Annotated in this window: 13 protein-coding genes and 3 tRNA genes; 11 read left to right on the forward strand and 5 right to left on the reverse strand. The window is 74.6% G+C overall.

Annotated features, from left to right (window positions below; all coding sequences use genetic code 11):
- The first annotated feature begins 102 nt into the window (after nt 1–102).
- The 3 genes from BLW63_RS07145 (at nt 103) to cimA (ending at nt 3578) form a co-directional block, all read left to right on the forward strand.
- Entirely contained in the window at nt 103–789 is a 687-nt protein-coding gene (locus tag BLW63_RS07145; RefSeq protein ID WP_091152928.1) for a cyclase family protein, read from the forward strand.
- Between the two features lie 119 nt (nt 790–908).
- Complete coding sequence (locus BLW63_RS07150) at nt 909–1757, forward strand: NAD(P)-dependent oxidoreductase (protein ID WP_244522412.1); 849 nt, start codon at nt 909–911, stop codon at nt 1755–1757.
- A 246-nt stretch (nt 1758–2003) separates the two neighbouring features.
- Nucleotides 2004–3578: a citramalate synthase gene (cimA, locus tag BLW63_RS07155; RefSeq protein WP_091152930.1), complete on the forward strand. Its 1575-nt coding sequence runs from the start codon at nt 2004–2006 to the stop codon at nt 3576–3578.
- A 112-nt stretch (nt 3579–3690) separates the two neighbouring features.
- Here cimA and BLW63_RS07160 read toward each other — a convergent pair whose 3' ends face one another.
- The 5 genes from BLW63_RS07160 to BLW63_RS07180 all read right to left on the reverse strand — a co-directional run bounded on the left by BLW63_RS07160 (nt 3691) and on the right by BLW63_RS07180 (nt 6855).
- Nucleotides 3691–4086 (reverse strand): hypothetical protein, encoded by a 396-nt coding sequence (locus BLW63_RS07160; RefSeq protein WP_091153222.1) that lies wholly within the window; start codon nt 4084–4086, stop codon nt 3691–3693.
- A 78-nt stretch (nt 4087–4164) separates the two neighbouring features.
- Entirely contained in the window at nt 4165–4818 is a 654-nt protein-coding gene (locus BLW63_RS07165; RefSeq protein WP_091152932.1) for a response regulator, read from the reverse strand.
- The gene (locus tag BLW63_RS07170; RefSeq protein WP_091152934.1) at nt 4815–5933 is read right to left on the reverse strand and encodes a sensor histidine kinase; all 1119 of its coding nucleotides are present in this window, start codon (nt 5931–5933) and stop codon (nt 4815–4817) included. Before BLW63_RS07170 ends, BLW63_RS07165 begins: the two co-directional genes overlap by 4 nt.
- A gap of 188 nt (nt 5934–6121) precedes the next feature.
- Nucleotides 6122–6451: a putative quinol monooxygenase gene (locus BLW63_RS07175; RefSeq protein WP_091152936.1), complete on the reverse strand. Its 330-nt coding sequence runs from the start codon at nt 6449–6451 to the stop codon at nt 6122–6124.
- A gap of 23 nt (nt 6452–6474) precedes the next feature.
- The gene (locus BLW63_RS07180; protein WP_091152938.1) at nt 6475–6855 is read right to left on the reverse strand and encodes a VOC family protein; all 381 of its coding nucleotides are present in this window, start codon (nt 6853–6855) and stop codon (nt 6475–6477) included.
- Nucleotides 6856–6916: 61 nt separating this feature from the next.
- Here BLW63_RS07180 and BLW63_RS07185 point away from each other — a divergent pair, with 61 nt between their 5' ends.
- From BLW63_RS07185 to galK, 8 genes are all read left to right on the forward strand, one after another.
- On the forward strand, nt 6917–7729 hold the full coding sequence (locus tag BLW63_RS07185; protein WP_091152940.1) for a fumarylacetoacetate hydrolase family protein: 813 nt from the start codon (nt 6917–6919) through the stop codon (nt 7727–7729).
- Complete coding sequence (gltX, locus tag BLW63_RS07190) at nt 7726–9216, forward strand: glutamate--tRNA ligase (protein WP_091152942.1); 1491 nt, start codon at nt 7726–7728, stop codon at nt 9214–9216. Before BLW63_RS07185 ends, gltX begins: the two co-directional genes overlap by 4 nt.
- 4 nt (nt 9217–9220) lie before the next feature.
- On the forward strand, nt 9221–10507 hold the full coding sequence (locus BLW63_RS07195; RefSeq protein WP_091152944.1) for a CPBP family intramembrane glutamic endopeptidase: 1287 nt from the start codon (nt 9221–9223) through the stop codon (nt 10505–10507).
- Nucleotides 10493–10564 (forward strand) — tRNA-Gln (locus tag BLW63_RS07200). The genes BLW63_RS07195 and BLW63_RS07200 overlap by 15 nt, the downstream gene beginning before the upstream one ends.
- Nucleotides 10565–10618: 54 nt before the next feature.
- Nucleotides 10619–10691 (forward strand) — tRNA-Glu (locus BLW63_RS07205).
- Between the two features lie 106 nt (nt 10692–10797).
- Nucleotides 10798–10870: transfer RNA gene (locus BLW63_RS07210), tRNA-Glu, on the forward strand.
- 142 nt (nt 10871–11012) lie between these two features.
- Nucleotides 11013–12119 (forward strand): galactose-1-phosphate uridylyltransferase, encoded by a 1107-nt coding sequence (galT, locus tag BLW63_RS07215; RefSeq protein ID WP_091152946.1) that lies wholly within the window; start codon nt 11013–11015, stop codon nt 12117–12119.
- 138 nt (nt 12120–12257) lie between these two features.
- Entirely contained in the window at nt 12258–13415 is a 1158-nt protein-coding gene (galK, locus tag BLW63_RS07220) for a galactokinase (RefSeq protein ID WP_091152948.1), read from the forward strand.
- Nucleotides 13416–13424: the final 9 nt, after the last annotated feature.

Raw genomic sequence — 13424 nt, forward strand, 5'->3', positions numbered from 1 at the left:
CGCTCGCGGCGGGACCCTGCAGGGGGCCGCCCCGACGAGGGCCACACCGTCGTCACCCCTGCAGGACCCGTCACCGCCCGTCCCCCGTGCCGAGGAGAGCGCATGCAGATCATCGACCTGTCCCAGGACATCTACGAGGGGATGAAGGTCTACCCCGGTCACCTCAAGACCGTGCAGTTCGAGCACGCCACCCACGAGGAGACCGCTCCTCGCTTCGAGGGCGGGTTCTCGTTCCAGACGACCGGCTTCATACTCAACGACAACGGCCCCACCCACGTCGACTCGTTCTCCCACCTCGACCCGACGCCGGGCGCGGAGACCATCGACCAAATGTCGCTGGACCTGTTCTACGGCCCCGCCGTGTGCCTCGACGTCACGGGCTTCCAGCCGAACACCGACATCACCGCCGAGGACCTCGACCGGATCGAGGCCGAGTCGCCGGTGCAGGTGCAGCGCGGGGACATCGTGCTGTTCCACACCGCGACCTGGAACCGGTACGTCGGGGACAAGCGCTACCTCACCGACTTCCCCGGCCTCGGGGAGTCGGCGGCGGAGTGGATCGTGCAGCGCGGGGTGAAGACCTTCGGGGTGGACAGCCCGACGCCGGACAACCCGGCGAGCAGGACCTACCCGGTGCACATGATGTGCCGCCGGGAGCACATCACCCACTACGAGAACCTGGCCAACCTCGACCAGGTGGTCGACCGCCGGTTCACCTTCGTCGGCTTCCCGCTCAAGGTCCGTGGCGCCCACGGCGGGCCCACCCGCGCGGTGGCGCTCGTCGAGTGACCGGCCCAGGGGTGGCGGAGCCGTCCTCCCCGGCGCCCGGGACCCCCGGGCGTCCCGCGGCGCAGCCGGAGCCGGACGCCGCGCGGCGGCATCGCGGGGCGTCCGGCCCGGTCGTCGCCGTGCTCGGGACCGGGGGGATGGGCTCGGGCATGGCCCGGTCGCTGGTCCGGGCGGGGCTGCCCGTGCGGCTGTGGAACCGGGATCCGGCCAAGGCGCGGGCGCTCGGCGGCCCGGGAGCCGTCGTGTGCGGCTCGCCGGCCGAGGCCGCCGCCGGTGCCGACGTCGTCCTCACGGTGCTCTTCGACGCCGGTGCGGTCGAGGAGGTGGTCCGCCGGGCCGCGCCGGCCCCGGGCACGCTCTGGCTGCAGTCCTCGACGGTCGGCCTCGAGGACGTCGACCGGCTGGCCGGCGTCGCCCGCGAGCTCGGCCTGGTGCTGGTGGACTGCCCGGTGCAGGGCACCCGCAAGCCGGCGGAGGAGGGGCAGCTGGTGCTGCTAGCCTCCGGTCCGGACGACGCCCGGCCGCGGCTGGCGCCGGTGTTCGAGGCGCTGGGCCGCCGGACCCTCTGGCTCGGTGCTGCGGGGGCCGGGACCCGGCTGAAGCTGGTCTGCAACGCCTGGGTGCTCGCGCTGGTCGCCGGCACCGCCCAGTCGGTGGCGCTGGCCCGCGGGCTGGGGCTGGACCCGGAGGACTTCTTCCGGGTGATCGACGGCGGCCACCTCGACGTCCCGTTCGCCCGGGTCAAGGGTGCGGCGATGATCGCCGGGGACCACCCGGTCGGCTTCTCGCTGACCGGGGCGCTCAAGGACAGCGGGCTGATCCTGGCCGCGCTGCGCTCGGCCGGGGTGTCCGACGTCGTCACCGGCGCCGTCCGCGAGGCGCTGACGGCGGCCGCCGGGCGGGTGCCGGACCCGGCCGCCGTCGACATGGCCGCGGTGGTGGAGGGGCTGGCTCCCGGCCCCGGCTGACCCGGGCCGGCTCGGCCGCGGTGGCGGCGGGCCTGGCGTGCGCCTCGGGGCCGGGCCCGCCGATCGTCGTCCGGCCCGCGGACCGTAGGACCTGCCCGGCCGGCGTGGTTTACTCGACCCGATGTCCCGCACCGGCTCGATCATCATCGCCTAGCGCGCAGTCACCTCCCCGACTGCGCGCAGACCTCCCGTTCCCGGGGGGTCTTTTTGTTTGCCGGGGCCCCGCCCGCCGACCAGGAGCTCGTCATGGCCACCGACACCGACTTCCACGTCTTCGACACCACGCTGCGCGACGGCGCCCAGCGCGAGGGCGTGAGCTACTCCGTCGCCGACAAGCTGGCCGTCGCCCGGCTGCTCGACGAGATCGGCGTCGGCTTCATCGAGGGCGGCTGGCCGGGGGCGCTGCCCAAGGACACCGAGTTCTTCGCCCGCGCCCGCACCGAGCTCAAGCTGCGGCACGCCCAGCTGGTGGCGTTCGGCTCCACCCGCAGGGCCGGCGTCCGCGTCGAGGACGACCCGCAGGTGCGCGCGCTGCTCGACGCCGAGACGCCGGTGGTCTGCCTGGTCGCGAAGTCCGACGTCCGGCACGTGCGCGAGGCACTGCGGACGACGCTCGAGGAGAACCTCGCGATGGTGCACGACACCGTCGCGTTCCTCGTCCGGCACGGCCGGCGGGTGTTCCTCGACTGCGAGCACTTCTTCGACGGCTACGCGGCCGACCGGGACTACGGCGTCGAGGTGCTGCGGACGGCGTTCGCGGCCGGGGCCGAGGTCGGGGTCATGTGCGACACCAACGGCGGGATGCTGCCGATGGGCGTCGGGCGGGTCGTCGCCGACGTCCGGACGCGGGTCGAGGGCAGGCTCGGCATCCACTGCCAGGACGACACCGGCTGCGCCGTGGCCAACACCCTGGCCGCGGTCGAGGCCGGGGTCACCCACGTGCAGGGGACGGCGAACGGCTACGGCGAGCGCGCCGGCAACGCCGACACCTTCGCGCTGGTCGCCAACCTGGTCACCAAGATGGGCCTGCCGGTCGTGCCTCCGGGCTGCCTGACCGAGCTGCAGCGGGTCAGCCACGCCATCGCCGAGCTGGCCAACATCGCCCCGGACGAGCACCAGCCCTACGTCGGCGCCTCGGCGTTCGCGCACAAGGCCGGCCTGCACGCCAGTGCCATCAAGGTCAGCCCCGAGCTGTACAACCACCTGGAACCCGAGGTCGTCGGCAACGACATGCGCATCCTGGTCACCGAGATGGCGGGCCGGGCGTCGGTGGAGCTCAAGGGCCGCGAGCTCGGCGTCGACCTCGACGGACACGGCGAGGTGATCGGCCGGGTCGTCGACCGGGTCAAGGTGCTCGAGGCCGACGGCTGGTCGTTCGAGGCCGCCGACGCCTCCTTCGAGCTGCTGCTGCGCGCCGAGCTGCCCGACGCACCGCCGCCGCTGTTCGAGCTGGAGAGCTACCGGACCACCGTCGAGCACTCGGGCGACGGCCAGGTCATGAGCGAGGCCACGGTCAAGGTGCACGTCGACGGGCAGCGGGTCATCAGCACCGGCGAGGGCAACGGCCCCGTCAACGCGCTGGACAATGCGCTGCGGCAGGCGCTCGTCAGCCGGCACCCGCAGCTGGCCGACGTGTCGCTGGCCGACTACAAGGTCCGCATCCTCGGCTGGAAGGGCGGCACCAGCGCGACCACGCGCGTGCTGATCGACACGACCGACGGAGTGGGGGAGTGGACCACCGTCGGGGTGCACTCGAACATCGTCGAGGCCTCCTGGCACGCCCTGGTCGACGCCCTCACCTACGCCGTCCGCCACCGCTGAACCGAGTCCCGGTCGCGGGGGCCGGAGGCCTCCCGACCGGGACTCGGAATGGGGCTCAGCGCCGCGGGGACGGCACCTGTGCCGCGGTGTCGGCCGGTAGGTCGACGGTGTGTCAGTGCCGGTACTCGTCGAGGCGCCACCACATCGCCAGCGCCATGGCCGGGAGCATGAGCACGTGCCCGGCCGTGAAGACGAACGAGCCCGACACGGCGCCGGCCCAGTAGGGGACCAGCAGCGCGGCGAAGGGCAAGTACATCGCCGCGGACATCTCGGTGATCGCCGGCCAGGAGTGGCCGCGGAAGCGCATCCAGGCGGCCATCGCGACGGCCATGTTGGTGGCCATGACCAGGGCGTGCACGTCGACCCGGTCGTCCAGGCCGGGCCAGACGAGGCTCTCGACCGGGCCCAGGACCACCATCCCGACCACCATCGCCACGACCATCTCCAGGTAGTGGCGGACGAGGTGCCAGGTGTGCCGGCTCCGGGTGCGGGTGTGCTGCGTCGTCATGTCGCAGAGCGTCGGGCGCCGCGGCGTCCCTGCCAGGTGCCGGACGTCACGGTCGCCGGTCACCTCCCGGCATGACCCTCAGAGCAGGTCGAGGGCGCGGGCGCGCAGCGCGGCCTGGGTGCGGTCACGCGCGCCGAGCTTGGCCAGCACGTTGGTGACGTGGTTCTTGACCGTGCCCTCCGCCAGGAACAGCGCCGTCGCGATCTCCCGGTTGCTGCGCCCGTCGGCCAGCAGGCGGAGGACGTCGAGCTCCCGGTCGGACAGCGGCACGACCAGCGGCTGCGGCCGGGGGCGCGGTGCGTCGTCCAGCTGCGCGAAGCGGGCCACCACCTTCGCCGCCACCGACGGCTGGAGCACCGACTCCCCGCGCGCGGCGGCCTGCACCGCCTCGACCAGGCGGTCGGCGGAGACGTCCTTGAGCAGGTAGCCCAGCGCGCCGGCCCGCAGCGCGGCGAAGACGTCCTCGTCGTCGTCGAAGGTCGTCAGCGCCAGCACCCGCACGCCGGGCTGCTCGACCCGGAGCCGCCGGGTCGCGCCGATCCCGTCGAGCACCGGCATGTGCAGGTCCATGAGGACCACGTCGGGCGCCAGCGCGGCCGCCCGCTCCAGCGCCTGGTGCCCGTCCCCGGCCTCGCCGACCACCTCGATCTCCGGCCGGGCGCCCAGCAGGGTGCCCAGCGCCTCGCGGAACAGCGCCTGGTCGTCGACCACCAGCACCCGGACGGCGCTCACCCCGGCACCTCGACCAGCAGCTCGGTGCCCCCGCCCGGGACCGACGCCACGCTCAGGTGCCCGCCCGCGCGCGCCGCCCGCTCGCGCAGCCCGACCAGGCCGAAGCCGCCCGGCTCGGGGCCCTGCCCACCGGCCGGCAGGCCGCAGCCGTCGTCCCGCACCCGCAGCCGCACCGTCCCGTCGTCGCCGTAGGTCAGGGTCACCCGCGCGGAGCCGGCCGCCGCGTGCTTGCCGACGTTGGTCAGCCCCTCCTGCGCCGACCGGAACAGGGACTCCTCGGCCTCCGCGGGCAGCGGCCGCTCGGTCCCGACGACCTCCAGCGTGGCCGGGACGCCGGCCGCGGCGACCTCCGCGGTCAGGGCCTCGAGCGCGACGCGCAGCGGCGGCGCCGTCCGGGGCCCGCGCAGCGCGGCCACCGACCGCCGCACCTCGGCCAGTGCGTCGCTGGCCTGCTGCTGCGCCTTCGCCAGGACGGCGTCGGCGCGCCCGGGGTCCGACGACAGCACCGCGCGGGCGGCCTGCACCTGCATCTGCACGACCGTCAGGTGGTGACCGAGACCGTCGTGGATGTCGCGCGCCAGCCGGTTGCGCTCCCGCGTGGTCGCCAGCTCCTCGGCCTGGGCGGCGTACCCGCGCAGCCGCTCGTTGGCCTCGGCCAGCTCGGCCCGGGCCCGCTGCTCGCGCTGGAGCAGCGCGGTGACGACCGCGGTGAACACCGCGGCGCCCAGCAGCCCCAGGCCGTTGCGCGCGAAGTCCGCCCACCCCATCCCCAGGTGCACCAGCGGGACCAGCGCGGTGACGACGGCGGCGGCGGGCAACGGCAGGAGCAGCACGCTCTGCGCGACCAGCACGAGCAGCAGCAGCGTCGCCCCGACACCGGCGTGCGCCGCCCCGAACAGCAGCACGCCGAGCGGCATCTGCAGGCACACGTGGCCGGCGGTCAGCCAGTACCGGCGCGGCACCGGCTGACCGGCCAGCCAGGGGAGCGCGACGAGCGCGTGCGCCGCGAACGTCGTGCCGAGGGCGACCGCGAGCAGCGGGTGCGGGTCGTCGGTCGCCTCGACGACGACGGTCAGCAGCGCGAGGCACGTCAGCACCGCGAGAGCGCGGGTCACGTGATCACTCTCGCAGGTGCCCCGCCGGTTGCGCGGGAACGACGCATCCGGCGATGACGCGGTCAGCCTAACGGCCGACACCGCGGCCGGGTGCCGTCGCCGGCCGCCGCCGAGCCGCTGCCCGTGTCCCGGTCGGGGGACCCTGCGGGCCCCCGCGACCGGTCCACCTCGGCCGGGAGCCGGGCTGCTCAGCCCCTGGGCTCGACCTCGCCCATGGGGCCGAAGCCGCTGACCTCCGGGGCGTCGATGTAGATGATCTGCGGCTGCTCGGCGACCAGGTCCGACATCCAGTCGAAGGCGGCCTTGGCGTGCGGGGTGGCCACGTGCGAGGCACCGGCCGCGGAGTCTTGGAAGCCCTCGATGCAGACGAAGGTGTTCGGGTCCTCGACGCTGCGGGACCACTCGAAGAACAGGCTGCCCTTCTCGGCGTTGACCGCGCGGGCGTACTCGTCGGCGTGGGTCCGGAACTCGTCGATGCGGTCGGGCCGCACGGGCATCTTGATGACGATCAGGATCATGTCGGTCTCCTCTCAGGAGTCGGTCACAGTGGGGCGAGGCGACGGCGCAGCAGGCAGGACTCGTTGCCCTCCGGGTCGGCGAGCACGTGCCAGCTCTCGTCGCCGGACTGGCCGACGCTCGCCCGGGTGGCCCCCAGCGCGAGCAGCCGTGCCAGCTCGGCGTCCTGGTCGCGGTCGGTGGGACTGACGTCGACGTGCAGCCGCACCTTGCCCGGTGTCGGCTCGGCCACCGGTGCGAACACGATCGTCGGCGCCGGACCGCCGAAGCCGGCCGCCGGGCCGATCTCCACGGCGCCGTCCTCCTCCCGGTCGAGGACCTCGTACCCGAGGACCTCCGCCCAGAAGGCCGCCAGCGACTCCGGGTCCCGGCTGTCCACCACCAGCTCGGAGAAACGGCAGGCCATGGGGGCACGCTAGGTCCTCCTCGGCGGGGGCGCGCGGGAGAACGCCGACTAGCCTCGGAGCGTGCGCATCGTCCGCTTCGCCTCGCCCTCGGGCATGTCCTTCGGCGTCCTCGACGGGGACGGCCAGGTCGCCCAGATCGAGGGCCACCCGTTCGGCACCATCTCCTTCACCGGCCAGCGCTTCCCGCGCGCCGACGTCCGGCTGCTCTCGCCGATCCTGCCGAGCAAGGTGGTCTGCGTCGGCAAGAACTACGCCGAGCACGTCCGGGAGATGAACACGGGGGACGCCCCCGAGCGGCCGCTGCTGTTCCTCAAGCCGTCGACGTCGGTCATCGGCCCCGGCGACGCCATCCGCATCCCGCCGGGCAGCACCAACGTCCACCACGAGGTGGAGCTCGCCGTCGTCATCGGGGCCCGCGGGGCGCGCAACCTCACCCCGGAGCAGGTCCCGGGCAGTGTCTTCGGCTACACGATCGCCAACGACGTCACCGAGCGGGACATGCAGAAGGCCGACGGGCAGTGGACCCGCGCCAAGGGCTTCGACTCCTTCTGCCCGCTGGGCCCGTGGATCGAGACCGACCTCGCCGGGCTGGGCAAGGACCCCGCCGACCTCGAGGTCACCTGCACGGTGGACGGCGAGCTGCGCCAGTCCGGGCGCACCAGCCAGCTGCTCTTCGACGTCCCGACTCTGGTCTCCTCCATCTCCCAGGTGATGACCCTGCTGCCCGGTGACGTCGTGCTCACCGGCACCCCCGCCGGCGTCGGGCCGATCGCGCCCGGCCAGCGGGTCGAGTGCAGCATCGAGGGTCTGGGGTCGCTGACCAACGGCGTCTCCGGGGCCGATACCGCCTCCACCGCCGGCGGCCTGCGATGACGTCCCCCTCCACGACCGGCGTCCGCACCCGGTTCTGCCCGTCACCGACGGGCATGGTGCACGTCGGCCTGCTCCGGACGGCGCTGTTCAACTGGGCGCACGCCCGGCACACCGGCGGCACGTTCGTCTTCCGCATCGAGGACACCGACGCCTCCCGCGACTCCGAGGAGTCCTACCGGCACCTGCTCGACAGCCTGCGCTGGCTGGGCCTGGAGTGGGACGAGGGCCCGGAGGTGGGCGGCCCGCACGGGCCGTACCGGCAGTCCGAGCGGCACGAGGTCTACCGCGAGGTCGCCCAGGCGCTGCTGGCCGCGGGGCACGCCTACGAGTCCTTCTCCACCAACGAGGAGGTGGAGGCCCGCCGGCTGGCCGCGGGGCAGGACCCGAAGCTCGGCTACGACAACGCCGACCGGTTCCTCACCGACGAGCAGAAGGCGGCCTTCCGCGCCGAGGGCCGCGAGCCGGTGCTGCGGCTGCGGATGCCCGACGAGGACCTCACCTGGACCGACCTGGTGCGCGGCGAGATCAGGTTCGCCGCGGGCTCGGTGCCCGACTTCGTCGTCGTCCGGGCCAACGGCGTCCCGCTCTACCCGTTCGTCAACCCGGTCGACGACGCCCTGATGGGCATCACCGACGTGCTGCGCGGCGAGGACCTGCTGCCCTCCACGCCGCGGCAGCTGGCGCTGTACGCCGCGCTGACCGACATCGGCGTGGCCTCCGGCGCGCCGCGCTTCGGACACCTGCCCTACGTCACGGGGGAGGGCAACAAGAAGCTCTCCAAGCGCGACCCGCAGTCCAACGTCGACGTCTACCGCGAGCGCGGCTTCGTCCCCGAGGGCTTCGCCAACTACCTCGCGCTGCTGGGCTGGTCGATCGCCGAGGACCGCGACGTCTTCTCGATGGCCGAGATGGCCGAGGCCTTCGACGTCACCCGGGTCAGCGCCAACCCGGCCCGCTTCGACCTCAGGAAGGCCGAGGCGATCAACGCCACCCACCTGCGCGCGCTGCCGGTGGAGGATTTCACCGAGCGCGTCGTGCCGTTCCTGGCGCGCGCCGGGCTGGTCGCCGACCCGCCGACGGCCGAGCAGCGGCGCGTCCTCGGGGCCATCGCCCCGCTGGCCCAGGAGCGCATGATCGTGCTCTCGGACGCCGTGGGCCTGCTCGGCTTCCTGTTCGTCGAGGACGTCGAGGTCGACCCGGCGGCCGCCGCCAAGCAGCTGGCCGGTCCGGAGGCGGCCGAGGTGCTCGACGCCGCGCAGACCGCGCTGCGCGAGCTGCCCGACTGGACGACGGCCGCCATCGAGACGGCCCTGAAGGAGGCGCTCGTCGAGGGGCTGGGCCGCAAGCCGCGCCAGGCGTTCGGCCCGGTGCGCGTCGCGGTCAGCGGCCGCACGGTGTCGCCGCCGCTGTACGAGTCGATCGAGCTGCTGGGCCGCGAGCGCACCCTCGCCCGCCTCGCCGCGGCGCGGGTCGCCGTCCCCGGGTGACCGGGTGAGCGCGGCGGGACCGCCCGACCGGGCCCTGCCGGACGACGAGCCCTACCAGGGGCCGCCGCCGACCGGGCCCTACGGAGCGCCGCCGTACGTCCCCGGGGCGCTGCACGGCGTGCACGCGTCACCCGTCCCGGGGACGGCGGCCGGCCCGGTCCCGTGGCCGCTCGGGCCGGTGCCGCTGCAGTCCCTCCCGCACACCGCCCCGCCCTGGGGGCCCGCCCCGCCGTGGGGGCCGCCGGCGCCGCCGCCGGGCATGCGGTGGGAGCCGGCGCCGGGCACCCCGCCGCACGACGAGCCGGCCGAGTTCCTGCTCGCCATGCGCAGCCGCACGTGGCGCTGGTGGCGGCCGCTGCTGGGCTTGCTGCTGTTCGTCGTGGTCTACCTCGTGGCGACGGTGGTGGTCGTCTTCGCGGGGTTGGCGGCCGGGGTCCTCCCCGACCCGACGCAGATCGACCCGACCGACCTCACCGACCCCGGCCTGCTGCTGCTCACCAACCTCTCGCTGGCCGTGGCCATCCCGTGCGTGTGGCTGTCCTGGGTCGCCGCGCACGGCATGCGGACCGGCTGGTCGTCGTCGGTGCTGGCCCGGCTGCGCTGGCGGCTGGTCGCGCCGTACACGCTGTTCGCGTTCGGCACGCTCGGCGTCGGGATCGCCGTGGCCGTGCTGCTCAGCCTGCTCGTCGCCGACGGCGAGGTGACCGGGCCGATCCCGGGGTTCTGGTGGCTGCTCCTGGTGGTCCTCCTGACCACGCCGGTGCAGTCCGCGGCTGAGGAGTACGTCTTCCGCGGGTACCTGAGCCAGGCGATCGCCGGGTGGCTCCGCGAGCCCGTGGTCGGGCCGGTCGTCGCCGGGGTGCTCACCGCGCTGCTGTTCTCGGCCGCGCACGGCCAGTTCGAGCCGACCGTCTTCCTCGACCGCTTCGCCTTCGGCCTGGCCGCCTCGGCCGTCGTCTGGCTGACCGGCGGGCTCGAGGCGGCGATCGTGTTGCACACGGTCAACAACGTGGTGGTCTTCGTCCTGGCCGGCGCGCTGGGGGAGGGGGTGCCCACTGACGAGGTGCCGGCCGGCGCCGGGCTGCTGGTCGTGCTCGTCGACCTGCTGGCCATGGCCGCCTACGTCGCCCTGGTCGCCCGGACCCGCCGGCGGCTGCGGCCGGAGGTGCGCAGCGCGGCGTTCGACCTGCGACCACCGTCACCGTGGGGGGTGCCGGGACCGCTCCCGGCCGTCGGGTATGCTGGTGCCCAGCGCCGCGAGGTGCAGCACCACCCTTGGGGTATGGGGTAATTGGCAGCCCGACGGTTTCTGGTTCCGTTAGTCTAGGTTCGAGTCCTGGTACCCCAGCGAGGAAGCTGTTGCCTGGAACAACGTTCCTCAGCACGACCGCACCACCTGCACGGCCCCGTCGTCTAGCGGCCCAGGACGCCGCCCTCTCACGGCGGTAGCGAGGGTTCGAATCCCTTCGGGGCTACGCGCGCGAGAGCCCCCGGCCCCCCGGCCGGGGGCTCTCGTCGTCCCCGGGCCCGGTAGGCCGGTACGCAGGTCGCCGACGGCCCGTGGCACGATGGACGCCGCACGGCCCCGTCGTCTAGCGGCCCAGGACGCCGCCCTCTCACGGCGGTAGCGAGGGTTCGAATCCCTTCGGGGCTACGCGCGCGAGAGCCCCCGGTTGCCTGACCGGGGGCTCTCGCCGTCCGCGGCCCACCGGAGTGGCCGGGGGGCTGGGGGTGGGTCTAGCGTCGGGACGCCGTTCACGGACAGTCACGAGCGGCGGGAAGGCAGGTCCACCCTCGTGATCCGGACGAGTCGTCGGCTGGCCGACGGCCGGGAGATCCTCTACTTCGACGCCGGGGACACCGCACCGCCGCGCACCGCCGAGGACCCCCGCGACCTGCCCCCGGTCAGCACCCGCTCGCAGCTGCGCTGGGACCCGCTGCTCGGTGAGTGGGTGGTCCTGGCCTCGCACCGGCAGACGCGGACCTTCCTGCCCCCGGCGGACCTCTGCCCGCTGTGCCCCACCCGGCCGGGCAGGGAGCCCACCGAGGTGCCGGAGGCCGACTACCAGGTCGTCGTGTTCGAGAACCGGTTCCCGTCCCTGGCGACGGCGGTCGAGCGCGACGTCCCCGCGACCGCGCCCGGCGCCCCGCTGTCCGAGCTGCGCCCGGGCTTCGGCCGCTGCGAGGTCGTGGTCTTCACCAGCGAGCACGACCGGTCCTTCGCCACCCTCGGCGCCGACCGGGCCCGGCTGGTCGTCGACGTGTGGGCCGAGCGCACTGCCGAGCTGTCGGACATCGACGGGGTCGAGCAGGTCTACGTCTTCGAGAACTCCGGCGAGGAGATCGGGGTCACCCTCTCCCACCCCCACGGGCAGATCTACGCCTACCCGTTCGTGGCGCCCCGGGTGGCGGAGGTGCTGGCCTCGGTCGAGCGGCACCGGCGGGAGACCGGCGGCGACCTGTTCGCCGACGTGCTCGCCGCCGAGCGCGCCGGGCCCCGCGTGGTCACCGCCAACGAGCACTGGACGGCGTTCGTGCCGGCCGCCGCGCGCTGGCCCTACGAGTTACAAGTGTTCCCGCACCGCCGGGTGCCCGACCTGCCCGCGCTCACGGCCGCCGAGCGCGACGCGCTGGCCGGGCTCTACCTCGACGTGCTGGGCCGCTTCGCCCGCCGCTTCGACACCCCGATGCCCTACATCGCCTCCTGGAACCAGGCGCCGGTCGGCCGCGGCCGCGAGGACTGGTGGCTGCACCTGCAGCTGTTCTCGCTGCGCCGGGCACCCGGGAAGCTGAAGTACCTGGCCGGCTCGGAGTCCGGCATGGGGGCGTTCATCACCGACACGGTCCCGGAGGACGTCGCCGAGCAGCTGCGGAGCGTGGGTGTGAGGACGACGGGCGAGTGAGCATCGCAGGGAGATGCCCAGGAGCCGACAGTGGGTGAGCATCGCAGCGAGCCGCGAGCTAGGAGCGGAGCGAGCGCGGAGGCGACCCGGGTGGCGGACCGAGGAGCGGAGCGAGCCCGGAGCCGAACGGACGACCCGGTGACGGCGGCGGACGCGGCCCGCGAGGCGTTCGCCGAGGCGTTCGGCGGGCCGCCCGAGGGGGTCTGGGCCGCGCCCGGACGGGTGAACGTCATCGGCGAGCACACCGACTACAACGACGGCTTCGTGCTGCCGGTGGCCCTGCCGCACACCACCCGCGCCGCGGTCGCCCGGCGGGACGACGGGCTGGTGGCGCTGGTCTCCGCGCAGCACCCGGGGGAGCGGGTGGAGGTGTCGGTCGTCGAGCTGGCGCCCGGCCGTCCCGGCGGCTGGGCGGGCTACCCGGCGGGCGTCGTCCACGCGCTGCGCGAGCGGGTGCCCGGCGGGGTGAGCGTGCTGGTCGACGGCGACGTCCCGGCGGGGATGGGGCTGTCGTCGTCCGCTGCCCTGTCGTGCTCGGTGGCGCTGGCGCTGCGCGACCTCGCCGCCCCCGACCTCGCCGTCGCCGACCTGGTGGACGTCGCCCGGCGGGCCGAGAACGACTTCGTGGGCGCGCCCACCGGGATCCTCGACCAGTCCGCGTCGCTGCTGTGCACCCCTGGCCACGCGCTGTTCCTCGACACCCGCGACCGCAGCACCGAGCAGGTGCCGCTGGACCTGCGGGCCGCCGGGCTGGAGCTGCTCGTCGTCGACACCGGGACGACGCACGACCACGCCACCGGCGGCTACGGCGACCGGCGCCGCGAGTGCGAGCAGGCCGCCGAGCGGCTCGGGGTGCGGGCGCTGCGCGACGTCCCGGACGTGGCCGCGCTGGCCCCGCTCGACGACGGCACCCCCGAGGGGACCGTGCTGCTGAAGCGGGCGCGGCACATCGTCACCGAGAACGCGCGGGTGCTGGAGGTCGTGCGGATCCTGCGCGAGACCCCGGATCCCGCGGCGATCGGGCCGGTGCTCACCGCCGGCCACGCCTCGCTGCGCGACGACTTCGAGATCTCCACCGTCGAGCTCGACACCGCCGTGGCCACCGCCCGGGAGGCCGGCGCCGCCGGCGCCCGCATGGTGGGCGGCGGGTTCGGCGGCAGCGCCGTGGTGTTGGTCGACGCCGGCCGCACCGACGACGTGGCGCGGGCGATCGACGACCGCTTCGCGCAGCAGGGCTTCCCCCCGCCGCGGGCCTTCGCGGTCGTGCCCTCCACAGGCGCCCGACGCCTGGCCTGACCACCTGCC

Source organism: Geodermatophilus africanus (assembly GCF_900107105.1).
GTDB lineage: Bacteria > Actinomycetota > Actinomycetes > Mycobacteriales > Geodermatophilaceae > Geodermatophilus > Geodermatophilus africanus.

Coding starts and splice junctions, on each gene's coding strand:
- BLW63_RS07175 (WP_091152936.1), bottom strand. CDS start 6,451: ATGATCCTGATCGTCATCAAGATGCCCGTGCGGCCCGACCGCATCGAC.
- BLW63_RS07180 (WP_091152938.1), bottom strand. CDS start 6,855: ATGGCCTGCCGTTTCTCCGAGCTGGTGGTGGACAGCCGGGACCCGGAG.
- gltX (WP_091152942.1), top strand. CDS start 7,726: ATGACGTCCCCCTCCACGACCGGCGTCCGCACCCGGTTCTGCCCGTCA.
- BLW63_RS07145 (WP_091152928.1), top strand. CDS start 103: ATGCAGATCATCGACCTGTCCCAGGACATCTACGAGGGGATGAAGGTC.
- cimA (WP_091152930.1), top strand. CDS start 2,004: ATGGCCACCGACACCGACTTCCACGTCTTCGACACCACGCTGCGCGAC.
- BLW63_RS07160 (WP_091153222.1), bottom strand. CDS start 4,086: ATGACGACGCAGCACACCCGCACCCGGAGCCGGCACACCTGGCACCTC.